Genomic DNA, 23,493 nt, shown 5'->3' on the forward strand with positions numbered 1-23,493 from the left:
CGCGGGGGGTGAGACGTAGGGGTCCTGGGCCTGGCCCACGTCGTGCACCACGAGCGTGTCGCCGCCCTGGGCCAGGGCCAGCTCCACGGAGTCGGCCAGGCGCTTGCGGAGGTCGGGCTTGGCCACCAGGCGGACCACCACCAGCGCCAGGGTGTGGCGCTTGTTCTTGTCGAGTTCCGGCTTGGGGTCCAGGGCCTGGACCTCGCCGTTGATGCGCACGCGCGCGAAGCCCTGGGCCTTGAGCTTCTTGAGCTTGTCGGCCTGGGTGCCCTTCTGGTGCTCCACCAGGGGCGAGAGCACCAGGAAGCGCGAGCCTTCGGGCAGGCCCAGGATGTCGTCCACGATCTGGTCGGTGGTCTGGGCCGCGATGGGCAGGCCGCACTTGGGGCAGTGCGGGGTGCCCAGGCGGGCGAAGAACACGCGCAGGAAGTCGTAGATCTCGGTCACTGTGCCAACTGTGGAGCGCGGGTTGCGCGTGGCGGACTGCTGCTCCAGGGAGATGGCCGGGGAGAGCCCCTCGATCTTGTCCACCTGCGGCTTGTCCATCTGCGGCAGGAATTGTCGGGCGTAGGCGGACAGCGATTCCACGTAGCGCCGCTGCCCCTCGGCATAGACGATGTCGAAGGCCAGCGTGGACTTGCCCGATCCCGACGGGCCGCACACCACCACTAATTTGTCGCGGGGGATGTCCAAAGTGAGGTTTTTCAGGTTATGCTGGCGCGCGCCTTCGATGCGGATACGGGGAGCCTCGGACATGAACGCCTCCAAAAGCCGTCACGGCAAACCCGCAACATAAGGATGCAGGCGCAAAAGGCAAGGGCAGGGCGAAAATGTCGCCGGATCGACGTCCAGGGCGACATAGGCTGTGCGAAATCTCCCCCGGCCGCCTCCGGGGCGCGGCAGGCCCGGGGAGCGTTCGCTTCGGGTCAGGGAAGACTTGCGGTTAACAGCTGTTCACGTTACTGCGGACATGCCGCGTGCCCGGGCCGGGAGGCCGGCGCGGCAAGGAGCGGCCCATGCGTTACGAGGTCCCGTTCGTGCCCGATGCGGCCTATGCCGCCTTTCTCGCCGACAGCGCCGACAAGGTCGAGGCGGTCTATTTCCGCCTGGGGCCGGACACGCCCGACGCTCGGCTGCCCGGGGTGGGCGACGCCTCGCCCGACGCCCTGGCCGAGGGGCTGCGGGCCATGCCCGGCGTGCCCCGTCTGGGGCTTTTAAACGCCGCCTTCCACGCCCCGGAGGCGCTTTGCGGCGACGGCCTGCGCGATCTCATTTTACTGCTCGAAGGCTACCTGGCGGCCGATGCCCTCACGGGCATCGTCTACGCCGACCAGTACCTGCTCACGGCCTTGTCCGACGCCTCGCCCGAGGTGGCCGGGGCGCTTTTCGCCGTGCCGAGCATCAACTTCCGCCTGGACCGGTTCGCCCGCCTCTCGGCCGTGCTCGAGGCCGTGGCCGACACGCGCTTCAAGTTTCCGGAGGCGGTCATCCTCGACAGGGACATCAATCGCGACACCGCGCGCCTGGCCGCTCTGACAGGTCGGGCGCGCGAGGCGTTTCCGGGCCTTCGCTTCGGGCTCATGGCCAACGAAGGCTGCCTTTTCGCCTGCCCGTTCAAGACCGCCCACGACGCCCACATCGCCCTTTCGCGTCTGGCCTCCTGTCGCATGGGGCCGGACATGAACCGGGACCTGGGCTGCCTGCGGACGTTTTCCGCCCATCCCGGGAGGATGCTGTCCTCGCCCTTCGTGCGGCCCGAGGACGCGCGCCGCTACGAGGGGCTGGTCGATTTCCTCAAGGTGTGCGGCCGTACCCGGCCGGCAGGAGACCTCGCCACTATCGCGGCGGCCTATTTCGCGGGCGAGTACCACGGCAACCTGGCCTGGCTGCTGGACACCCAGGAAATTTTGTCCGGCCGGCTGGAGGTGCCAAACGACGACCTGCCGGCGGATTTCTTCGACCGCACCGACGGCTGCGGCCGCGACTGCCGGGCCTGCCGCTACTGCGGGGAGCTGGCCGCGCGGATCGTGCGCGAAAGGGAGATGGGGCTGCCGCGTTTTGCGGAGAACGGCTGAGGCCGCCCGCCCCGGTCCCGCGACCTTCGGCGGCGGACTCCGGGGGCAGGGCGCGTCACTGACGCGATCGGCGAAACATGTCGGCGGGTTCGGGTCGCCGGCTCACAGCAGGGAGCGGCGGCAGAAGGCCTCGAAGTCCTCGTCGTCGTCGCAGGGCCGGGCCTCGTCGCCGCCCGCCGGGACCTTGACGGCCTCCTCGCGCCACACGCCTTCGCTCGACTCGAAAAAGCTGATGTATTCCAGTTGGATGCTCGGTGCGAACATGGATCTTCCTCCCTGGTTTCCCGATGTCCCATGCAGGTTCCGTTCCATGGTAAGTCTTGCCGTGCGGCGCAGATGGCGGTAGCGATTTCGTTACAGTTATGAAATCAAAATTTCCCCCGATTCCCCTATCTCCATGGTCGCCGACCGGGGCCGGACGGTTGCGGCCGGTTCGGCCGGACGCGCCTTCTTCGCCGTATTTTCCCCGAGGAGAAGGGGGCGCGGGAGGACGCTTTTCCCCCGGGGCCGGGGAGGGGCGGGCGTGAGGCCCGGGAAGCGCCTGGCCGCCGGCGCGGGCCTCGGCGCGGTGGCCGGGGCGGCGCGCCGGGCGACGGCGGAATTCCTGCGCGCCGGCGGCACGGCCCAGGCCGCCGCGCTGGCCTTTTACGCCCTGCTGTCGTGCATTCCGCTTTTTTTCGTGATGCTCGCCGGATACGGCCTGGTCGCCGGGGAAACCTGGAGCGCCCAGGTGATGCTGCGCCGCCAGATGGCCGCGCTGGTCCCGTTCCTGGACGACGTGCTGGTGCTGCGCGCCCGTCGGCTGCTGTGGGCCTCGCCCGGCCTGGGCTGGGCCGGCCTGGCTTTCATTCTCTGGTCGTCGTGGCTGTTCGTGGGGGCGCTCGGCCGGGCTTTGGCCCTGCCCTGGCAGGAGCAGGGCGACGCGCCCCGGACGTGGCGGCGGCGGCTTTGGGCCGTGGCCAGGGGGCCGCTCGTGGGCGGGCTTTTCGTGGCGGCCATGGCCGCGGCCCTGTACTGCGCCCAGTTGCCGGCCCTGGAGCCGGCGGGCAGCCTGGCACGCCGTTGCGCCCCGGTCTGGGGCGCGGCCTGCCTGGCCGGGCTTTTTCTGGCCGTGTACCTGCTCTTTTTGCCCCGGCGGCCGTTTCGGCTCCTGTGCAGCCTGGCCGTCGGGCTGGCCGCCACGGCCTACGGCGTCAGCGCCGCCTTCAGCGCCCTGGTGGCCGGGCTGCCCCGCTACCATCTGGTCTACGGCCCGCTCAGCGGCGCGATCCTTTTTCTGCTCTGGCTCGACTACAACGCCTGGGTGCTCCTGTGGGGAGCCTGGTTCGTGCGCGCCTGGCCGGACCGCGGGCCGCCGGCGGGGGCGGGCCGCGTCGTGGCCGGACCGTGGCCGGCGTCGCGGCGACCCGGGCCTACGGCCTGGCGTAGCGCGCCGCCACGGAAATCGTGATGCCGCCCCGAGCGGCGAAATCCCCCGTGACCTCCATCTCCAGCGGCTGGCAGGCGGCCACCAGGTCGTCCAGGATGCGGTTGGTGAGCGTCTCCATGAACGTTCCCTCGTCGCGGTAGCTGAAAAGGTAGAGCTTGAGGGACTTCGATTCGATGCACCTCGCGCCCGGCACGTAGCGGATGGTGATGGTCCCGAAGTCGGGCTGGCCGGTCTTGGGGCAAAGGCTCGTGAACTCCCGGCTCTCGAAGGTCACGGCGTAGCGCCGGTCCGGGTAGGCGTTGGGAAAGGTCTCGAGCAGCCCGGGCGTCACCGTGGTGGGGTAGGCCGTGGCCCCTTGCCCCAGGGTCCTGAGGCCGCTGACGTCGTCCTTGTGCGCGTTGGAAGCCGGCGTGTCGGGCATGGAGGTTCTCCTTGACGGCCGCGCGGGGCCGTGATTGTCTTTTCGCCCCTCGGCGCGCGGCCGGGGCGGGCGGCTTTCCTTACGACAGCCGCCCGGGATGTTCAACGACGCGGAGGGCCCCATGGCCGCGACCTATTCCATCACCGTCTCCGGCGGCTTCAGCGCCGCCCACCGGCTGCCCGGCCATCCCGGGCCCTGCGCCGCCATGCACGGGCACAATTTCGAGGTCACGGCCGAGCTTTGCGCCGAGACGCTTCGGGACGGCATGGTGGCCGACTTCATGGACGTGCGCGCCGCGCTCGACGCCTGTTTCGCGCGGCTGGACCACGCCTGCCTCAACGACGTGCCGGAGCTTTCGCCGCCCACGGCCGAGGTCGTGGCGGCCTGGATCTACGGCCGGCTGCGCGAGCGCCTGGAGGACGGCCGGGTGCGTGTGGCCAGGGTGACCGTGGTCGAGAGCAAGGGCCTGGCCGCGAGCTACGCGGAAACGCCGTGAGCCTGCGCGTCCACGAGATCTTCGCCAGCATCCAGGGCGAATCGAGCTTCGCCGGCTGGCCCTGCGCCTTCCTGCGCCTGTCGGGCTGCAACCTGTCCTGCGCCTGGTGCGACACGCGCCACGCCCTGGAGTCGTACGCGGAAATGTCCGTGGCCGCAGCCCGGGAGGCGCTTGTCGCCTTCGGCCTGCCCCTGGTCGAACTCACCGGCGGCGAGCCGCTCCTTGCGCCGGAAATCCCGGTCTTGGCCGCCTCCCTGGCCGACGCCGGGCTCACGGTCCTGGTCGAGACCAACGGCAGCCGCGACATCTCCGTCCTCGACCCCCGGGTCGTGGCCGTGCTCGACGTCAAATGCCCGGGCAGCGCCATGGAGCAGGAGAACGACTACGGCAACCTGGACCGGCTGCGTCCCCGCGACGAGGTCAAGTTCGTGCTGGCCGGGCGCGAGGACTACCTGTTCGCCCGGGACGTCGCCCGCCACGTCTGGGGAAGCCGCACGGTCCATTTCTCGCCCGTGTCCGGAGCCCTGGACGCGGCCGATCTGGCCGCCTGGATGGTGGCGGACAAGGTCCGGGCCAGGCTTTCCTTGCAGCTGCACAAATATATCTGGAGCCCCGACGCCCGGGGCGTGTGAGCTCCGGGGGGCTTGGACGGCCGTTTTTTGCACGTGAAACGAAAGGAGGAGAGGTCATGACCGCGCAGCCGAAAAAGGCGGTGGTGCTTTTTTCCGGGGGCCTCGATTCCACGACCTGCTTGGCCGTGGCCAAGAGCGAGGGCTTCGCGCTCTGCGCCTTGAGCTTCGAATACGGCCAGCGCCACAGGGTCGAGATCGAGGCGGCCCGGCGCGTGGCCGGGGTCATGGGCGTGTTCTCCCATCTCGTCTTGCCCCTGCCCCTGGGGCGCATCGGCGGCTCGGCGCTGACGGCCGACATCGCCGTGCCGAAAGACCGCGACCCGGCGGCCATGGAGGCCGACATCCCGGTCACCTACGTGCCGGCGCGCAACACCATCTTCCTGTCCATGGCCCTGGGCTGGGCCGAGGTGCTCGGCGCCCAGGACATCTTCATCGGCGTCAACGCCCTGGACTATTCCGGCTATCCCGACTGCCGGCCCGAGTTCGTGCGCGCCTTCGAGGCCATGGCCAACCTGGCCGTCAAGGAGGCGGTGGAAGGCCGGCTGCGCATCACCATCCACACGCCGCTCCTGACGCTCACAAAGGCCGACATCGTGCGCCTGGGCACGCGCCTGGGCGTGGACTACGGCCTGACCCACTCCTGCTACGACCCCAGCCCCGAAGGCCTGGCCTGCGGCCGCTGCGACAGCTGTCTGCTGCGCAAAAAAGGCTTCGAGGAAGCCGGCCTGCCCGACCCGACCCGCTACGTTTCAGTGTGAGGAGGGGAAAGCCTCCGGCGGCCAGGAGGGGCGGGGCCCCTCCTGGACCTCCCTTTATGATGAAGATGGGGGTGTCGGAGCATGCCCCCAGGCTCGAAAAGAAGCAGGGGAAGCGGCTTCTCTTCCTGACGCTGCCGCTCCGGCTCCCCGCGCACTGTCGCATTCCGCATGTGGAAATACTGCGGCAGGCTGACGCAGCAGCGAACGGGGCTCGCTTCATGGCCTGCACTGCCCCGCTTCGCATTGTCCTGCCGCCTCCGGTCTCTCCGCCGAGGCCATGCCGCTTTCCCCTGCCTCCGGGCGGAGGCCCGTATGGGGGAGCCTCTGGCAGCGAAGGGTGGCATCGGCGGCGATGGCGAGGCAAAGCGCCTGCCTTTCACTCCCGGGAGTCCCCTCGTTCGCGCCGGAGTCGCCGATGGAGGCCATGAGCAACACCGCGGCCAGCAACATGATTCCGAAAAGCCATGCCCGCACGGTGGGTGGGATTTTTCGGAAGAAGAACTGCCTGTTTCGCTCCTGCCGAAGATGCATGGTCTGTCTCCTTTGCCGGTACGGCTCGTGTCCCGGGTCGTAGGCTGTAAGCTCGCGTCGTTGCCTTCAAAGGGAAGAGACGCGGCTCGTCGTGGATTATTGCAGCTGCTTGACGAGTTTCTCTGAGCCTTTCTCGATGCCCACCTTCGCGGCGGTCAAAGAACCGAAGCTTGCGCCGATATTCATGGAATTGGGGTATTGTTTCGCGATGTACGCGCAGAGGATCTGCGATGTCGAAGCGTCGTAAACCTCGACGACATAGAGTACGGAGCCGGTGAAGGTGCCCTCGCCTCCACGGATGCTTTGTACTCCGTTGTACAAACCGCCGGAGAGGTCCAGACGTGAGAAAGTCGACAGAACCGGCGTCGTTGTGGCGGCGCCAGTCAACGTCAGTTTCAGCAATAACGTATTCGGGCCTGGACTGGTTGTGATACGGAACCGTGAAGACAGTTTTTCTGCGAATTGGGCATACATGTAGGCGGCGAGGGAAGCCTTGTCCTCTTCCGTTATGGTTCCAAACTGATTGTCTGGTCCTTTGTAAATTGATACTGGGTCTATTATTATCTTATCATACGTCTTGAGGTTTGTGTGGGATGAATAACTGTACGGGATATTCATGGCTTCGTCGCTCTGATCCTGTCGAAGATACGAAGAGGAAGGTAGATCCTTATACATGACGGGTTTGGGGCTTCCGCAACCAAAAAGCACCACAAGAATTGCGATTGCCGTTGCTTGTCGCATGCGGTTCAGTCTGAGCATTTGCATCTCCGTTTGGGTTGATGATTCGGGCGTCTTCGCCTCTTCCATCCTCTCGAGATGGGCGGCGTCGTTTTCACTTATTGTCACCAATCGGTGACATATGGTCCAAAAAAAAGCCTCCTATCCCGGGTGCGGGAGTGCGCTCCGAATGATGTGGGCCAGCATGGCTTCAAGACGCGCCCAGGTCTGCGCGTCGTCCAGGGGCAGGCCGGCGAAGTGCGTTTCCGAACGGGCCCGGACGCCCAGGTGGTTGATGATTCCGCCAAGGATGGCGAAGAGGGCTTGCATGTCCAGGCCGGACGCGGCGGCCTCGTCCGGCTGCAGCAGATCCAGCAGGCGCTTGCCGACGGATTCCCGGACCGAATCGATGGCGTCGGTCAATTCGTTGTGCACCATGAACCGCCACGCCAGGATTTCCTGCGTCAGAGGCCGGCCGCGCAGGGCCCGCAGATAGTTGTGGACGCCGATCACCAGGCGTTCGGGATACGGCAGGGCCAGGAACGCCTCGATGTCGCCGCCGGCCAATTCCCGGGCATCGGGCCAGAAATCGCCGCTGTTGGCAAAGGCTGTCACAAGCCCGGGCAACCCGCCAAAATAGCGGTAGATGAGAACCTTGTCGACGCCGGCTTCCCGGGCCACGACATTGACTTTGACGGCCTGGAATCCCTGCCGGGCCAGCACACGCCCCACGGCCTCGATCAAGAGGCGCATGGTGGCCTCTCGATCACGTGGCCGCTCGGCCGCAACTGCTCGTTTGACGTGCTCCATGGCCGGCATATGTCACTTGTCGGTGACATTGTCAAATAAAAAAAGCCTGGCCTGTTCGCTCGCCTGTGGTGTGCATTGTCTGTTATTTTAGATAGTTGTGTTAAAGAGCCGTCGGTGGGGCTCGATCCTGCCTCAAGAAAAAAGCTGGACGCCTGTGTACAGGCGTCCAGCTTCCTTCAATTCTCTCGTCGCGAAATCCGGGGCGTATCTTGATGCCGGCCCGTCCAGGACCGCTTCGCTTTTGGAGTTTTCGTTTGTTGCCGCGCTGCGGCAGGTGAACACGCGCAGCGAGCTTGCGGGGAAGCGGCGTGACGTCGGGCTGGCGTTTACCGGATGCCCGGGGCGCGTTGCGCCAGGGTGCGTTTGCCCGGTCAGGCCTCGGCCAGCGCCACCAGTCGCTCGGCCGGGCAGGGGCCGGGCAGGGTGCAGTAGGGTGCGAAGAGCCGGAAGAAGGCCTCGGGTTCGAAGGCCTGCTCCGGAGCCATGACGCCCGGGCCCGGGACCTGGCCGCGCAGGAGCAGGAGCGCGCCAAGGGCCGGGGGCACGCCGGTCATGCACGCCGCATCCGGGGGCGCGGCGGCCAGGGAGGCCGCCACGGCGCGCTTTTTCCCGTCGCGTTCGCCCTCGGCCAGCGCGAAAAGAAGCGGCAGCCTGGGGCCGTCGGTGAGGTGCGAAAGCGCCGTGACCAGGGCCTCGAGCCAGCCGGCTCCGCTGGCGTTTCCCACGAGTTCGCCCGCCGCCTCGTCGACGGTCATGGCCCCGGCGTCCACGGCGTCACGCAGCCGGCGGAAAAGGACGCTCCAGGCCGCTGGCATGACCAGACCGCAACGCGCTTCGCGCACCTCGGGCCAGGAGAGGGGGAAGGACACGGCCCCGGGATGACCCACGGCGTAGAGAGAGCGCCGCCCCCGGCCGGGGTAGTCGATGGGGACATCGGCCAGGGCCGGCCCTTCGACCGGTTCGCCGTGGCGGCGTTCCGGGATCGCGCCCGAGCACTGCCCGAGCAGACGGACCACGGCGGCGCGGCAGGCCAGGGCGTCGCCGTCCTCCTCGATGTTCCGGCCGGCGACCAGCCGGTCCACCCGGTCCAGGCGCGACACGGCGCAGGCCGCCAGCAGATTGGCGAGGCCGGGGCTCGCGCCCATGCCGACCACGGCCGAAACGCCGGCCCGCCGGGCCGCGGCGTCGAGGTCCAGCATGTCGCGGGTGGGGCCGGGGGCGTCGCAGATGTCGATGTAGTCCGTGCCGGCCTCGATGGCGGCGCGAAGGATCGCCGGGGCGCGGCGGGAAGACGGACCCGCGCAGTTGACGACCAGGTCGGCCCGGCCGAGCAGCGCGGCCACGGCGGCCTCGTCCGCGAGGTCCACGGCCGCGGCCTCGGCCCCGGGCCGGCAGGACAGGGCGATCCGGGCGGCCTCGTTTTCCTCCAGGTCGGCCACGATCAGGCCGGAGACGGCCTCGAAACGCGAGACGACACGGGCCGCCATCGCCCCCGCGCTTTCGGTTCCAAGCACCAGCACGCGTCCGCTCATGGATTCTCCTTTCCCGTCGCGCCGCCCGCCGGGATGTCCGGTCCGCACGCTTCAAAAAGCAAGAAGCCTCGAAGGGGTCGTCCTTCGAGGCTTCGACAAGCATGCGCTTGTTTCGATCTGGCGGGGCCGACGAGACTTGAACTCGCGCCCTCCGACGTGACAGGCCGGCGTTATAACCAGCTTAACTACGACCCCGCATATCTCTGGTAGGCGGAACAGGACTCGAACCTGTGACCCTCGGCTTGTAAGGCCGATGCTCTCCCAGCTGAGCTACCCGCCCGCCCGGCGAGACACGTTATCTACGCACCAGTGCCCCCACCGTCAACGATTTTTTTCCCGCAGGTGGAAGTTTCTTGTTTTCACTTGCGATTCCAGTATGATGAAACCATGTTTGCCGGCGGTTTCCTCCATGCGCTCCTGTCGGGTCTCGGCTTCCTGGCTGCCGCGGCCGTCCTGGCGGCGCTCGCGGCCACGGCCGTGAGCCACGGCTTCGCCTGGGCCGTGGCGCGCCGCCGGGCGACGCCGCCGTTTCTGGAGCGGCCCTGCGAGGACAGGCGGGCGCGCTGCCGTCTCCTGGGCCTGGCCACGAGCTTGGTGGGCTTTCTGGGCATGGGCCTGACCTATCCCCTGGGGCCGGTGGTCGGCCGCCCCCCGGCCCGGCGGCCAAGGCCGGGCGAACCCGTCGTGGTGTGCCTGCACGGCCTCTACCACAACCCGGCCGCCTTCCTGCGCCTGCGCCCGGCCCTGGTCCGGCGGGGGTTGGGCTTCGTCGTCTGCCCGGGCTACGCCTGCCTGGGCCGGGGGGCGGATTTCGAGGCCGTGGCCCAGACGCTTGCCGCCCGGCTGCGGGCGGAGCTTCCGGCCGACGCGCCGCTGCTCTTCCTCGGCCACAGCCTGGGCGGCGCGCTGGCCAGGCGGCTTGCGGCCGAACCGGACCTCGGCGGCCGCACCCTGGCCGCCGTGACCCTGGGCGCGCCCCACGGCGGCAGCGCCCTGGCCGTGCTGGCCGTCGGCCGGCTGGGGCGTTCCCTGGTCCCCAGCGGCCCCGTCGCCCGCATCCTGGAGGGCCTGCCCGATCCGCCCGGCGCGGCGCTTCTTTCCCTGGCCTCGCCCGTGGACGCCATGGTCGTCCCCCTGGCCGCCCTGGCGGTCGGCCGGCCGGCCTGGCGCGAGGAGGCGACCCCGGCCGTGTCCCACGTGGCCATGCTGTGGCATCCGGCCGTCGTCGCCCGGGCCGCCGGGTTCCTGGCCCAGGCCGCCGCCGGGCACGCGAACTGAGCGCAAGCCGTCTTTCAAGCTCCGGGCCTGTTGCGCGCGGCGCGCCGTTTCGGCTACAAGGGTGCATTGCCCAGGCCGTTTGGGGCATCCCCGACATGGAGACGCCCATGACCCATCCCGGACGACCTCGCATCGCCTTCCGTTCGTGGCTGCTGCTGCTGGCGGCCCTGGCCGTCGTTCCCATGGCGCTTTTTTCCGGCGCCACGCTGGTCGGCGTCATCGACAACCAGCGCGAGATCGAAAGCGTGACGCTCAAGCGCCGGGCCCTGGCCATCGCCTCTCTGGTGGGACGGCATCTGGCCGCCCAGGCCTCCATGCTCGCCGCCGTGGCCCAGAGCGACGCCGGCCGCCGCGACGACCTCGAGGCCCTTTATGCCCATGCCGTGCGGCTCGTCGCCCACGAAGGCGGCAGTTTCGCCATCTCCCTGGTGGACGACGAGGGCGCGATTCTGTTCAACACCCGGCGTCCCTTCGGCGAACGCCTGCCCGACACCAGCGACCCGGTCTCGGCCAGGCGTGTTATCGAGACCGGACGGCCCCTGGTTTCCGGGCCTTTCATGGGCACGATCTCCCATGCCAGGCTGGTGAGCCTCGGCGTGCCGGTGATCGTGGGGGAAAAGCCGCGCTACTGTCTGCGCGCCCTCACGCCCGTGGTCGAACTCTACGCCCTGCTCGGGCAGCAGCACCTGCCCGACGACTGGAGCGTGGCCGTCCTGGACGGCGACGTCGTCGTCGCCGCGTACGATCCGGGGGCGCTCCTGGGGGATGGGCTGAGCGACGAGCCCGTGCCGGAATCGAACCAAGCGCGGCCCGAGGACAACGGCGCGACCCTCGCCAGGAGCGCGGCGCATACCGTCGTCTCGGCCCGGGCCGGGGTCGGGGACTGGGGCTGGACGGTGGCGGTCGGCGTGCCGGAGCGGGCCTTCACCAAGCCGCTGCGCCGGATGCTCGTTCGCTTCGGCCTGGGGGGGGTGCTGTGCCTGGCGACGGGACTGGCCGCCGCCTGGTGGCTGGCCAGGCGGCTCGAGCGCGACGTCTGCGCCCTGACCGAGGCCTCGGCGGACATCATTCAGGGCGAGCGCCCCCTGGACGAAGGCGTCATCATCCGCGAGGTGGGCCAGGTGCGGGCCTGCCTGCTGGCGGCCAGGGACCGCGAGGAGCAGGCGCTCACCGACCCCCTGACGGGCCTGCCCATGCGCGGGCTTTTCTGGGAACTGGCCAGAAAACTGGAAGAGGCGGCCAAGGCCGACGGAAATCTGGAATTCGCCGTCATGTTCATCGACCTCGACGGCTTCAAGCAGGTCAACGACGTCCACGGCCACGACGAGGGCGACCGGGCGCTTTCGCGCACCGCCCAGGTGCTGCGGGAGAGCGTGCGCGATACGGACGTGGTCGGGCGGCTGGGCGGGGACGAGTTCGTGGTGTGCCTGACCGCTCCCAGGGGGCAGCTGCGCGCGGCGGCCTCCTCCATGGCCGGGCGCATCGTGGCCGGCGTCGGCGAGCTCGGCTTCGGCCTGGGATGCAGCATCGGCGTGTCGCTGTGCCGAGACCTGGCCCCGGACCTCAAGCACGCTCTGGATATGGCCGACGCGGCCATGTACGAGGCCAAGCGCCTGGGCAAGAACCGCTACGTCATGCGCGAGGACGCCTGCAACGACACGCCCGCCTAGGGCCGCGTTCTCGAAAATCGTTCTACGAATTTAGCGGCAGATTTTTCAGGCAATGCCGCACTAGGACGTCTTGCCGCGCATCTGGGCCACCAGTTCCTCCAGGGGCGTCTCGTCGTCGATGCGGTAGGGGCCGATCTGCTGAACCTCGTCCAGGCGCGGCGCGCCCGGCCCGCCCGATCCGGCAGGCGCGAGGGGCGGCGTCGGCGCGGCGGCGGACGGGGCCTGGAACGGCGTCGGGGCCTGGAAGGCCGGCGCGGGCTGGGGCGGGGTCAGCAGCAGGGGGGCCTCGGCCAGGCGTGGCGGCGGCGTCTTGGCGCTCGGCCGAAAGGCCACGGTCGGCGGCGTCAGGTTGGGCTTCTGGTCCAGGAAATCCTCGCGGTAGCGCTCGAAGGTGAACATGCCCTCGCCACGGCCGGCCTGCATGATGCTTTCGAGCTGGTTGAAGCGGTTTTCCCGGATGATGTTCTTCACCGAATTGTTGGAGCGCAGGATGGAGAGCACCGGGGCGCGAAAGCCGACCCGGGGCAGGACCTCCATGTGCTGCACCACCACCGCGGCGAGGCACGAGGCGATCTGCGCCCGGGCGAAATCCTGGGAGCCCTCGCCGAAGGCGTTGCACAGACGCAGCAGCGCCTCCTCGGGCGTGCCGGCGTGCAGGGTGGCGATGACCAGATGCCCGGCCTCGGCGGCGTTGATGGTCAGGCGCATGGTTTCCGGGTCGCGCAGCTCGCCCACCATGATGACGTCCGCGTCCTCGCGCAGCACGTCTTGGAGCCCCTGCTCGAAGCTCAGGAAATGCGCCCCGAGCTCGCGCTGGTCCATGAGCGCCTTTTCCGAGGAGAACCGGTATTCGATGGGGTCCTCCAGGGTGATGACGTGGGCCGAGCGGGTCTGATTGACCTCGCGGATCATGGCCGCGATGGTGGTGGACTTGCCGTTGCCCGTGGGGCCGCAGATGAGGATGAGGCCGTGGTGGAGCGAGCACAGGTCGCGAAGCGACGGATGGAGGTTGAGCGATTCGAAGTCCGGCACCACCGAGGGCAGGAAGCGCACGGCCAGGCCCAGGCCGTCGGCGGTGTAGAAGGCGTTGAGGCGCATCTGGGCGTCCTGGAGGGCGGCGGAGAAGTCCACGGACCAGCGTTCGGCCAGTTGGCGGCGCTGCCGCTCGGAGGTCAGCCGGCGCAGCAGGTCCTCCATCTCGGCGGCCTCGAAGACGATCTCGCGCTGGAAGTGCAGGTGGCCGTTTCTGCGCACGGCCACGGGCTGGCCGGTGCGCACGTGCAGGTCGGTGATGCCGTTTTTGACGCAGGTGCTGACGAGCTTGACGAATTTTTCCATGGCGTTTGGCGTTACTTGACCGCCGGGGCGACGGTGAGCTTGGACAGGGGACCGCCGGCGCGCAGTTCCGGGGCGTACATGGCCTCGGCCTGGGCGGGCGGAACGGTGAAGCTGCCCGGCGTGACGGCCCGAAGCAGGGCATAGGACACGTGCCATTTGCCGTCCGGCAGGTCGGCGAAGGCGAGGGTGCGGTCGTCGCGCATGTCGAGGTAGGCGGCGGCGTCGTCCTCGCCGGAGGCGGCCTCCATCCAGGGCAGGCGCTCGGTGGTGGCCAGGCGCGGGTTTTCCACCTCGAGACCGGCCGGCAGCAGGTTTTCGAGCACCACGTTGGAAACCGGCCCCTTGGTCGCGCGCACGGCGAACCTGACCACCACCAGCGACCCCTGGGCCACGGCCGCGCCGGGCTCGATGGGCTTGCCGTCGCGGGTCAGGAAGGTGCGGGCCACTTCCAGGCCGGTCGCCTGGGGCGCGTAGGCGGCCGGGGTGGGCACGGCCCGGGTGCGCACGCTGTAGAAACAGGCCCCGGGCTCGAAGCCCTCGTCCAGGGCGAAACGCAGGTCGCCGGACTGGGGCAGGCCGCGCAGGCTCAGGACCTTGTCGCTGCCGAAGTCGGAAAGCACGCCCGAGCCGGCGTAGAGCACGCCCGAGAAGGGCTTTTTGGCCTGCTGCCGGGCGTAGTACTTGCCAAGGGCCAGGAGGGCGAAGGCGTTTTCCTGGGTGGACGGGTAGGCCTCGCCCTCGAGGAGCCGCCCGACCTCCACGGCCAGGCTGCCGAGCCTGGGATCGCCGGGCGCGGCGTCGAGCAGGGCCGAGAGGAACAGCGCCTTGTCGCGCAGGGTCGAGGACAGGATGCCGCCGGTCTCCTTCTGGGCCTCGCCGCCCGGGATGGGGCCGGAGACCAGGGCGTCGGCGGCCTTGGCGTTGCCCACGGCGGCGTAGGCCGCGCCGAGCAGGCCCCTGGCCTCGGGCGGCAGGGCCTTGCCCTTGGCGTCGCGCAGGTTGTCCATGGCCCCGATGTCGGCCCGGCCGGCCTTGGCCTGGACGAACTGGGCATAGGCGGCCAGGGTCAGGCCGTCGGCCGAGGTGAGGTCGGCCTGCCGGCCGGTCTCGCCGGCGAAGGACAGGGCCTGGCCGAGCACGTTTTGGTCCACGGGAAAGCCGGCCAGGCGCGCCTCGGCCAGGAAGTGGGCGGCGTAGAGGCTCATCCAGGCTTGCGGCGAATCGCCGCCGGGCCACATGGAAAAGCCGCCGTTGTAGAGCTGCATGCCGGTCACCCGGCGGATGGCCGCCTGGGCCATGCCCTGGGGCGACTGGTTCTCGAAGGTCCCGGGGTCCAGGGCCCGGGCCAGGTCGGCGAAGTAGAGCAGCGGGAAGGCCCGCGACACGGTCTGCTCCAGACAGCCGTAGGGGTAGGCGAGCAGGGCCTTGAGGTTCCCGGCGAAGCGGATGAGCGGAAAGCGGCCGACCGTGACGTCCAGGCGAGCCGTGCCGGGCACGAATTCCCCGGAGGCCAGGTCCGGCACGGTGAGGCTCGCCGTGTCCAGCGCCCCGGAGCGCACGGTGGTGCGGGGGGGAAGCGGCGAGCGTACGGGCAGGCTCGCCGTGTCGGCCGAGCGTTCGCCGCCGCCGGACACGGCCACGGCGAATTCGGCCACGCCCTCGGCCTCGCCGGCCGTGACCGGGAAGGTCACGGTCGCGGCCGCGCCGCTTGCGATGCTGACCGAGCGCGTGGGCTCGGCCGCCCGGGCCGGGCCCGTGGCGGTCAGGGACACGGCGAAGGCGCCGGGCTTGCCGGTGTCGTTTCGCACGGTGACCGGGATGTCCGCCGCGTCGCCGAAGGCCAGAAAGCGCGGAAAGGACGGCAGGAGGACCAGCGGGCTCTTGACGAAGGTCCGGGCCTCGGCGGCGGCGAAGCGCCGGCCGGACACGCCCGCGGCCATGAGCCGCACCTGGCCCTGGAACTCGGGGATGTCGAAGGACACCTGCGCCTTGCCCGACGGCCCCACGGCCACCGGGCCGGACCAGTAGGCGACCGTGCGCCGGCCGGGGCTCTGGGTGCGCACGAAGTTGGACAGGTCCTCCAGGGAGTCGCCGCCGCCGGCCAGGGCCTTGCCCATGACGGGCGGCACCTCGGGCAGAAGCAGGGAGAAGGTGTCGAAGGTCTCCACCTGGAGCCGGCGCTTGGCGTAGAAGAAGGCGAAGGGGTCCGGGGTCTTCTGGGCCACGAGTTGGAGGATGCCCTCGTCCACGGCGGCGACCGTCACGAGGCTGCCGGCCGGGGCCGCGACCTCGGCCGTGAGCTTGCCGCCCGGGCGCATGGAGGCCGGGGCGGAAACGGAAAGCGGCAGCCGGCCCGAGGCCTTGTCCACGGCCATGGGCGCCGCGCCGAAGGCCCGCGACGGCGACTCGGGCGTGACGTCGCCGGCCTTCTTGACCAGGGTCGCGGTCACGTAGACCCCGGGCATGTATTCCGGCCGCACCGGCACGACGATCTCGCCGGTGTTGCCGGCCAGGTTCACGATCTGCACGTCGTGGACGCCCGAGCCTTCCACCGTGACCAGGAGCTTGCCGGCGAAGGGGGCGCGCACCTGGAAGCGGGCCGTCTCCCCCGAGGCGTATTCGGTCTTGTCGGGCTTGAGCTCCAGGCGGGCCGGGTTCTCCACGGCCCAGGGCGAATAGCCGAAGCCGCCGGCGTAGAATTCCAGTTGGCAGGACGCGCCCGAATTCGGATCGGCCAGCACCAGGCGGTAGCTGCCGAAGGTCGGCGGGGTGAAGGAGACGCTCCCCTTGCCGGCCTTGGCGGCCACGGTCTTGGCCTCCACGGTCTTGGGGTCGCGCACGGACTCGTAGGTGAAGGCGCCGTCGGCGTTTTTGCGCAGCACCGTCTGCCAGGCGTCGCGGTAGAGCGTGGCCGTGAGTTCCGTGGCCTCCGCCGGCTTGCCGTCCGGGGCGACGACCACGTAGTCGAAGCGCGCCGGCTTGCCCGTGGCCACGGCCTCGCTTTGCAGGCGCTTGAGGCCGGGATAGGCGGCGTAGACGTGGACCGGCATGCGGGCCAGGCCCGTCACGCCCCGGCCGCCGCCCTCGCGCACCCGGGCGGTGACGATGGCCTCCAGTGCCGCCGGCGGGGAGAGGTCCCCGGGTAGGGCGGCCTCGAAGGCGGCCTGGCCGTCGGGGCCCAGGTTGCCGCTTTCCTGGAAGATCTCCGTATCCTCGAAGCTGCGCTCCGGGTCGCCGAAGACGTAGTCGGCGTAGCCCTTGGGGGAAAACGCCGCCTTGACCAGGCGCACCTTGGCCTCCACGGGCAGGTCCGCGCCCGGCGCGCCGAAGAGGTAGCGGCCGGTCACGGTGAACGGCAGGTTTTCGCCCGGGCCGGCGGCCTCGGTCCCGGCCTTGACCGCGACGCTGATGCGGTCCGGCACGAACTCCTCCACCTGGAAGCGGTACTGGCCGATCACCGTGTCCGCGGCCACGATCTCCAGAGTGTAGGGTCCGGTCAGGGACTGGGTCGGCAGGGCCTGGCGCAGGCTGACCACCCCCTCGGCCCCGGTGACCATGGCCTGCTCGCCGAGCTTGCGGCCCTGGGGGTCGGACAGGCGCACCACCACGGGCATGGAGGGCGGCACGCCCAGGCGCGCGTCGCGCACCACGGCAACGCCCGAAAGGGTCTCGCCCGGGCGGTAGATGTCGCGCTCGCCGTAGACGAAGGCGGTGTAGCCGACGTCGGGCATGACCGCGCCGGACACGTCCAGGCCCGTGGCGTCCACCCGGAAGCGTTCGTACAGCAGATAACTCGTATCCGCGCCCTTTTGCACCACGATGAGGTAGGGCCGCTTGTCGGCCAGGAGCTTGGGCGGGACCTTGGCCCGGAAAAGCCCCTTGTCGTCGGTGGTTCCGGCGGCCAGCTCCTGGTTCTGGTAGGACAGCACCCGTACGCTGGCCCCGGCCACCGGAGCGAGGCTGGAATAGGAGGCCGTCCAGACCAGGAGGTCGCCCTGGCCCTGCTTGGCCACGATGCCGATGTCCGTGACCAGGACGTAGCGCTGCGCCCCCTGGAACTTGCCGGGCACGGTGAGGGCCACGCGGTAGAGCCCCGGCTCGTGGCCCTGGATGTACTTCTCCAGGTTCACGGGCGTGACCACGGCGGCGTTGTTCTTGTAGCGCAGGGGGATGCGTTCGCTGACGATGCGGTCGCCGAAGCTCGAATTGACCTCGCCGCCTTCGTACTCGTCGTCGAAGGCGGAATAGGTCACGGAAAAGAAGGGAAAGAGGTTGTTGAAGTAGACGCGGTCCACGGCCAGTTCGGCGGCGTTGGTGTTGACGCTTTTTATGGCCAGGTTCTTGTAGCCGTTTTTCCCCAGGAACATGCCCTGGTCCTTGAAGTCGACCACGGGCTCGAGGTCCGGGACGCGCACCGTGCGCGAGACCTTCTCGTCGAGCACCGCGCCGTCGCCGGCGACGAGGCCCTTGTCCAGGATCACGGCGTATTCGCGGCCGGGCTCGAACGCGCCGCTCAGGACGAGCTCCGCGCCGTCGGCCGAAAGCTGGGTCTCCATGTCCGGTTCCACGGACACGTGGCCGGCGGTCTCTTCGTTCGCCTCCACGGGCGTGGACAGGGTCAGGCGGATGGTGGCCGAGCCCTCCTCGGAGGCGGCCTTGACGTCGCGCAGGCGCAGGTGCGGGTCGAGCGCCACCGGAATGACGGCCACGGCCTCGCGGGCCAGGGCCACATCGCCCTTTTCCGGCCGCAGCCCGGTGGTGACCGCCACCTTGACGTCGCGCTGCTGGGACGTCTTCTCGATGGGGTCGGAAACGAAGCCGATCTTTTTGGACGGGTAGGTGGTGGTGGGCGAGACCGTCACCGGCCGCTGGGGCGAGTTGGGGTCGAGCAGGGCGATGTGGTCGGCCAGGGCCTTTGGGTCCACGTTGCGGTTGAAGGCGGCCTCGCCGCGCACCACCACCATGGCCCCGCCCTCGGGCGCGGGTTCGAGATGGGCCGTCAGGCGCGTGGCCTCGAAGGCCCCGTAGGAGGCTTTCCACGAGTCCTGGCCGGCCAGGGACTGGGGCGGCGTCAGAAAGGCCCCGGGCTTGAAGGAGAGCGTGTAGGTCGTGGCCTGGGCGAAGCCGTCCTTGGGTTCGAAACGCAGCATCCAGGGCGAGACCCAGGTCCATTTGCCCGAAACAGCCGGCGCGATCTCGGCCGGCGGCGAGGGCGGGGAAGCGCCCTCCACGGCCCCGGCCACGGGCCGGTCGAAGGTGGCCAGCAGGTAGCGGCCGCGCTCGGGGTCCATGCCGAGCCCCAGGATGCGCACGGCGTCGGCGCGCGGTCCCTGGGACACGGCCTCCCGCTCGGGCGGCGTGCCGGGCGCGGGGGCAGGGGCCGGCCGCCTGACGAGCAGCACGAATTCCCCCACGGCGACGCACAAAAGCGCCACGATGAGGATGTCCTTGAAGCGACTCCGCGAACCGCCAGTATTTGCATCGGTCATGCCGGCCTCCACTGTGCCCTTCATACGCGGCCGGCATATTTTTTCAACAACGGCCCTCGGGCGCGTCGCCCTTGCAAAATCGACCGCGTCTGTTACCCGAAAACATCTTCAACACGGAGGCCCCATGCACCATCCCCTGCGCAAACTCCTGCCCCTCGTGCTCCTGTCCCTGCTCCTGGCCGCCGATCCGTCCCCGGCCGCGTCCGAGCAGGATTCCAGAAAGACGACGCTCTACGGCATGTTTCACCGCACCCCGGAAAGCGGCATCATCTTTGAAAACCCCCAGGAACCGGACGTCGTCTATCTGCCCTTCGACGCGAAGACCATCATGGGCGACAGCCTGGACATCAAGGTCCAGGTGCAGGGATCGGTGGTGGATTCCTTCGCCCGCAACGGCAAGACCTACCGCGTGCTGACCGTGGACAGCGTGCGGCCCATGGCCGCCGAATACGGCGCGACGACCATCGCCGACGGCGCGCGCGCCGGCCTGCCCGGCACGGACGCGGCCGAGGTCCACGACTACCGCAACCGGCAGTGCTACCTCTACCCGCGCTACGCCGTGCTCGACCGGCAGGCCGCCTATTCCGACGGCCACAACCTGCGCGTGGTCGCCCGCACCGGCGCCGACAACCCCGACGCGGTCTGCGAGAACCTCGAGGGCCGCCCGCTCTTCGAGATCCCCAACGGCGGCGACTTCGCCTACGCCGGCCTGTCCGGGGACACGCTTTTCATCCGCAACGGCCGCGCCGACGCCGTGCACGGCCTCATGGCCGTGGACCTCGCCAGGGAGAAGCAGACCCTCGACGCCACCGTGGCCCCGGGCGCGTCCGTGGCCTCGGGCGTCCTGCGCTACGTCGAGGTCGAGCCGGCCACGGCCAAGCCGGCCTGCCCGGCCGGTAAGACGGCCCTGAGGGACATGCGGCTGGACCTCCGGACGGGCAAGGCCACGGCCGCCGGCAAGGTGACCTGCCAGTAGGGAAAAGCGGCGCGGCCGCGCGAAAGCGGGCCGCCGCCGCCGGACGGCCGGTCCCGGCTCCTGCCGGACTGCGGAATTGCTCCTTGCCCAAAGCACCGGCTGCCCGGTAATGTAAACCATGGCCGAGTCGTAGAGGCGTGCCTGGGCCATGGCGTCGTACCGCACGCGCGGCGTGGCCGGTGTTGCGATTTTGTAACGTCTACGACGGAGAGTTTGCATGAAAGGTTTCCGGGCTTCGCTTCTTGCGTTCCTGCTCCTGGCTGCGGTTCTGCTCGCCGCCGGATGCGCCAGGCGAGGCGGCATGTCCCCGCAGGCCGCCGGCCTGGCGAACGACGTCCCCGATCCGGCCCAGGTGCGGGCCATCGCCGAGGAAGGCTTCGTCTACGGCCTGCCCATCGTCATGAACTACGGCGTCATGTACGAAAACGCCGTGGACCGCGACTCCGGCCAGTACAAGGCTCCCTTCAACGAACTCTACAACGAGGCCCGGGTGTTCACCTACAAGGACACCACCGTGGTCACGCCCAACAGCGACACGCCGTATTCCTTCGCCTTCATGGACCTGCGCGCCGAACCCATGGTGGTGTCCGTGCCGGCCGTGGAGAAGCGGCGTTACTACAGCGTGCAGCTCGTGGACGGCAACACCTTCAACTACGGCTACATCGGCAGCCGCACCACGGGCAACGGCCCGGGCGACTACCTGGTCGTCGGGCCGGAGTGGAAGGGCGAGGTCCCGGCGGGGATCAAGAGGGTCTTCACGTCGAGCACCCAGTTTACCATGGGGCTTTTCCGCACCCAGCTCTTCGACGCCAAGGACATGCCGCACGTCGTGAAGGTGCAGGCGGGCTACAAGGTGCGGCCCCTTTCCGCCTATTTGCGCCGGCCCGCCCCGGCGGCGCTGCCTCTGCCCGCGTTCCCCAAAATCGACAAGGAACTCGTGAAGGTCGAGTTCTTCGAGTACCTGGATTTCGCCCTGCAGTTCGCCCCGGCCGGCCCCGAGGAGGTGGCGATCCGGCAGCGGCTCGCCCGCATCGGCGTGGGCCCGGGCAAGACCTTCGACTTCAAGGCCCTGCCCCCCGCCCAGAAGGAGGCGGCGTTGCGCGGCCTGCAGGACGGCGAGGCGAAAATCGCCCGTGCGGTCGACGACGTGGGGAGGAACATCAACGGCTGGCGGCTGGCCTCGGCCTTCGGCGACCGGGCCTTCTACCACGGCGACTGGGGCAAGCGGGCCGGCGCGGCCAAGGCCGGCATCTACGGCAACGACGCCGCCGAGGCGGTCTACCCCATGGCCAAGTTCCTGGCCGACGGCGAACCCCTCGACGGCGGCCGGCACGACTACGCCATCACCTTCCCGGCCGGGCAGCTGCCGCCGGTCAACGCCTTCTGGTCCCTCACCATGTACGACGGCAAGACGCAGCTGCTGGTGGAAAACCCCATCGGCCGCTACCTCGTCAATTCCCCCATGCTGCCGGGACTTCGCCGCAACCCGGACGGATCGCTGACGATCTACATCCAGAAGGACGCGCCGGCCAAGGACAAGGCGGCCAACTGGCTGCCCGCCCCGGACGGGCCGATCTACCTGGTCATGCGGCTCTACTGGCCCAAGACCGAGGCCCCCTCGGTCCTGCCGGTCGGGGCCGGGACCTGGCAGCCGCCCGCGATCGTGAAGACGCGGTAACGCTTCGGCTGTTCGCGAAAAAGGGGGTCGCGCGGCGGCCCCCTTCGTTTTGCGGCCTCCCGTCCCTGGCCGGGGCGTCAGCCGGCGGCCCGGGCGAAGGCGGCGGCCGCGGCGACCTGGGCGTCGTCGGGCCGGACCCCGGTGTAGAGGACGAATTGTTCGAGGGCCTGCAGGACGATGACGTCGGCCCCGGAAATCAGCCGTTTGCCGTGGGCGCGGGCGCGCGCCAGAAAGGGCGTTTCCGGCGGCATGGCCACGACGTCGAAGGCGGTGTCGCAGGCCCGGATGCGCTCCTCGGGAAAGGCGAGGGACTGCGCCTCGGGTCCCGCCATGCCGAGCGGCGTCGCGTTGATGAGCAGCGCGGCCTCGAGGCCGCCCGGCTCGGCCTGCCAGCCGTAGCCGTGGGCGGCGGCCAGGGCCGGCCCCGTCGCTTCGTTTCGCGCGACGATAGTGCCGTCCGTGAAGCCGAGCCCCCGCAAGGCGGCGGCCGCCGCCCTGGCCATGCCGCCGCTGCCCCGCAGCAGGAAGCGGGTCCCGGGCGGCAGGCCGGTCCGCTCCAGCAGGAGGCGCACGGCCAGATGGTCGGTGTTGTATCCGGTCAGCCGGCCGTGGTCGTTGACGATGGTATTGACCGAACCGATGGCCGCGGCCGACGGATCGAGCCCGTCGAGCAGCGGGACGACCGCTTCCTTGAAGGGCATGGACACGGCGCAGCCCCGCACGCCCAGGGCCCGCACGCCGCCTATGGCCCCGGCCAGGTCCGCCGTGGCGAAGGCTTTGTAGACGTAGTCGAGGCCGAGCAGCTCATAGAGGCGGTTGTGGAAGCGCGAGCCGAAATTGCCGGGCCGGGCGGCCAGGGACATGCAGAGCTTGGTGTCGCGCCCGATGGGGGCTTCATGGCGGCCTCCGTCGCGGCCTCTCGCCGCTTAGCCGAAATCCGGCCAATCCTTTTCGAAGCGGACCTTGCCCTTGGTCTTCTTGAACTTGCGCAGCAGCACGTACAGCGCTCCCGCGCCGCCGTGGCGGGGCAGGGCGGTGGTGAAGGCCAGCACGATGCGCTTGAGGGGGTCGCGGGTGAGCCAGGACTTGAGCTCCTCCTTGAGCACGGGCAGGCCGCCGGGCGAGTTCGCCCCGCGCCCGGGGATGACGAGCAGGCAGCGCTTGCCGGTGAGGTAGTGCTCACGCACGAACTGGAGCAGCGACAGGTAGGCCTGGTCGGTGTTGAGGCCGTGCAGGTCGAAGTGGGCCTCGGGGGAGAACTGGCCGGCGCGCAGCTGGCGGTAGACCTTGGGGTCGAGGTCGGTGACGAAGCCTTGCACGTATTCGTCGCTGTATTCCAGGGTGAATTCGACCCTACCCGTGACGAGGTCGCGCAGGGCGTCCATGGCCTTTTGCTCCTCGTCGGCGGGCGAGGGCGGGGGGGGCGGCGGCGCGGACGGGTGAACGTCGCGGCCCTTGGTCTTTTCGCGGTCCATGGGGGCGACGCCGTTCATGGCCCGGAAAAAAGCGGTTTCGTCGTTGTCTTCGGGCGTGGCCGGCTTTTCCGCGGCCCGCACGGCCTTGGCCACGATGTCGGGCGCGTGTTTTTTCTTGGCCACCTTCACGCCCTTGAGCACGGTAGCGAAGGGCCGGAAGGCGTCCTTGGGGTCTTTGTCTGCCATGG

19 protein-coding genes and 2 tRNA genes are annotated in these 23,493 nt (G+C 69.5%); 9 read left to right on the forward strand and 12 right to left on the reverse strand.

Annotation, left to right across the window (positions count from 1 at the left end; genetic code table 11):
* A partial coding sequence (locus tag Q1K70_RS13030; RefSeq protein ID WP_300160292.1) for an ATP-binding cassette domain-containing protein occupies nt 1-756 on the reverse strand: 756 nt, incomplete at its 3' end.
* A gap of 260 nt (nt 757-1,016) precedes the next feature.
* On the opposite strand from Q1K70_RS13030, the gene Q1K70_RS13035 reads away from it, so the two are divergent.
* Nucleotides 1,017-2,075: a hypothetical protein gene (locus tag Q1K70_RS13035; protein WP_300160295.1), complete on the forward strand. Its 1,059-nt coding sequence runs from the start codon at nt 1,017-1,019 to the stop codon at nt 2,073-2,075.
* A gap of 102 nt (nt 2,076-2,177) precedes the next feature.
* Here Q1K70_RS13035 and Q1K70_RS13040 read toward each other — a convergent pair whose 3' ends face one another.
* A complete protein-coding gene (locus tag Q1K70_RS13040; RefSeq protein ID WP_300160298.1) occupies nt 2,178-2,339 on the reverse strand; it encodes a hypothetical protein in 162 nt (53 codons plus the stop codon).
* Between the two features lie 259 nt (nt 2,340-2,598).
* Here Q1K70_RS13040 and Q1K70_RS13045 point away from each other — a divergent pair, with 259 nt between their 5' ends.
* Nucleotides 2,599-3,525 carry a YhjD/YihY/BrkB family envelope integrity protein gene (locus tag Q1K70_RS13045; RefSeq protein ID WP_300160301.1) on the forward strand — a complete coding sequence of 309 codons (927 nt, stop codon included), beginning with the start codon at nt 2,599-2,601 and terminating at the stop codon, nt 3,523-3,525.
* Here Q1K70_RS13045 and queF read toward each other — a convergent pair.
* The gene (gene queF, locus Q1K70_RS13050; protein ID WP_300160304.1) at nt 3,488-3,925 is read right to left on the reverse strand and encodes a preQ(1) synthase; all 438 of its coding nucleotides are present in this window, start codon (nt 3,923-3,925) and stop codon (nt 3,488-3,490) included. The genes Q1K70_RS13045 and queF overlap by 38 nt on opposite strands.
* Nucleotides 3,926-4,046: 121 nt before the next feature.
* Between queF and Q1K70_RS13055 the strand changes: the two genes are divergently transcribed.
* Genes Q1K70_RS13055 through queC form a run of 3 tightly spaced genes read left to right on the forward strand, consistent with a single transcriptional unit; the run spans nt 4,047 to nt 5,811 of the window.
* Nucleotides 4,047-4,421: a 6-carboxytetrahydropterin synthase gene (locus tag Q1K70_RS13055; protein ID WP_300160307.1), complete on the forward strand. Its 375-nt coding sequence runs from the start codon at nt 4,047-4,049 to the stop codon at nt 4,419-4,421.
* Nucleotides 4,418-5,053, forward strand: a complete 636-nt coding sequence (locus Q1K70_RS13060) for a radical SAM protein (protein WP_300160310.1) — start codon at nt 4,418-4,420, stop codon at nt 5,051-5,053. Before Q1K70_RS13055 ends, Q1K70_RS13060 begins: the two co-directional genes overlap by 4 nt.
* 56 nt (nt 5,054-5,109) lie before the next feature.
* Complete coding sequence (gene queC / locus Q1K70_RS13065; RefSeq protein WP_300160313.1) at nt 5,110-5,811, forward strand: 7-cyano-7-deazaguanine synthase QueC; 702 nt, start codon at nt 5,110-5,112, stop codon at nt 5,809-5,811.
* Between the two features lie 627 nt (nt 5,812-6,438).
* Here queC and Q1K70_RS13070 read toward each other — a convergent pair.
* The 5 genes from Q1K70_RS13070 to Q1K70_RS13090 form a co-directional block, all read right to left on the reverse strand.
* Nucleotides 6,439-7,101 (reverse strand): DUF3313 domain-containing protein, encoded by a 663-nt coding sequence (locus Q1K70_RS13070; protein WP_300160316.1) that lies wholly within the window; start codon nt 7,099-7,101, stop codon nt 6,439-6,441.
* A gap of 120 nt (nt 7,102-7,221) precedes the next feature.
* Complete coding sequence (locus Q1K70_RS13075; RefSeq protein ID WP_300160319.1) at nt 7,222-7,878, reverse strand: TetR/AcrR family transcriptional regulator; 657 nt, start codon at nt 7,876-7,878, stop codon at nt 7,222-7,224.
* A gap of 362 nt (nt 7,879-8,240) precedes the next feature.
* A complete protein-coding gene (locus Q1K70_RS13080; RefSeq protein ID WP_300160322.1) occupies nt 8,241-9,401 on the reverse strand; it encodes a saccharopine dehydrogenase NADP-binding domain-containing protein in 1,161 nt (386 codons plus the stop codon).
* A 118-nt stretch (nt 9,402-9,519) separates the two neighbouring features.
* Nucleotides 9,520-9,596 (reverse strand) — tRNA-Asp (locus Q1K70_RS13085).
* A gap of 9 nt (nt 9,597-9,605) precedes the next feature.
* Nucleotides 9,606-9,681: transfer RNA gene (locus tag Q1K70_RS13090), tRNA-Val, on the reverse strand.
* 107 nt (nt 9,682-9,788) lie between these two features.
* Here Q1K70_RS13090 and Q1K70_RS13095 point away from each other — a divergent pair.
* A complete protein-coding gene (locus tag Q1K70_RS13095; RefSeq protein ID WP_300160325.1) occupies nt 9,789-10,679 on the forward strand; it encodes a thioesterase domain-containing protein in 891 nt (296 codons plus the stop codon).
* A gap of 107 nt (nt 10,680-10,786) precedes the next feature.
* Nucleotides 10,787-12,349 (forward strand): GGDEF domain-containing protein, encoded by a 1,563-nt coding sequence (locus tag Q1K70_RS13100; protein WP_300160328.1) that lies wholly within the window; start codon nt 10,787-10,789, stop codon nt 12,347-12,349.
* Nucleotides 12,350-12,409: 60 nt separating this feature from the next.
* Here the strand turns inward: Q1K70_RS13100 and Q1K70_RS13105 are convergent, their stop codons facing one another.
* Together Q1K70_RS13105 and Q1K70_RS13110 are read right to left on the reverse strand one after the other, a co-directional pair.
* Nucleotides 12,410-13,687, reverse strand: a complete 1,278-nt coding sequence (locus Q1K70_RS13105; RefSeq protein ID WP_300160331.1) for a PilT/PilU family type 4a pilus ATPase — start codon at nt 13,685-13,687, stop codon at nt 12,410-12,412.
* A gap of 11 nt (nt 13,688-13,698) precedes the next feature.
* Nucleotides 13,699-19,176 carry an alpha-2-macroglobulin gene (locus Q1K70_RS13110; RefSeq protein WP_300160333.1) on the reverse strand — a complete coding sequence of 1,826 codons (5,478 nt, stop codon included), beginning with the start codon at nt 19,174-19,176 and terminating at the stop codon, nt 13,699-13,701.
* Between the two features lie 124 nt (nt 19,177-19,300).
* On the opposite strand from Q1K70_RS13110, the gene Q1K70_RS13115 reads away from it, so the two are divergent.
* Together Q1K70_RS13115 and Q1K70_RS13120 are read left to right on the forward strand one after the other, a co-directional pair.
* A complete protein-coding gene (locus Q1K70_RS13115; RefSeq protein WP_300160336.1) occupies nt 19,301-20,152 on the forward strand; it encodes a hypothetical protein in 852 nt (283 codons plus the stop codon).
* Between the two features lie 217 nt (nt 20,153-20,369).
* A complete protein-coding gene (locus Q1K70_RS13120) occupies nt 20,370-21,830 on the forward strand; it encodes a DUF1254 domain-containing protein (protein ID WP_300160339.1) in 1,461 nt (486 codons plus the stop codon).
* Nucleotides 21,831-21,907: 77 nt separating this feature from the next.
* On the opposite strand, the gene Q1K70_RS13125 is transcribed toward Q1K70_RS13120, so the two are convergent.
* Together Q1K70_RS13125 and Q1K70_RS13130 are read right to left on the reverse strand one after the other, a co-directional pair.
* Nucleotides 21,908-22,717, reverse strand: coding sequence for a shikimate 5-dehydrogenase (locus Q1K70_RS13125; protein WP_300160472.1), 810 nt, complete (start codon nt 22,715-22,717; stop codon nt 21,908-21,910).
* 39 nt (nt 22,718-22,756) lie between these two features.
* The gene (locus Q1K70_RS13130; RefSeq protein ID WP_300160475.1) at nt 22,757-23,491 is read right to left on the reverse strand and encodes a Smr/MutS family protein; all 735 of its coding nucleotides are present in this window, start codon (nt 23,489-23,491) and stop codon (nt 22,757-22,759) included.
* Between the last annotated feature and the right edge of the window lie 2 nt (nt 23,492-23,493).

The sequence above is a fragment of the Solidesulfovibrio sp. genome (assembly GCF_029978005.1).
Classification (GTDB): domain Bacteria; phylum Desulfobacterota; class Desulfovibrionia; order Desulfovibrionales; family Desulfovibrionaceae; genus Solidesulfovibrio.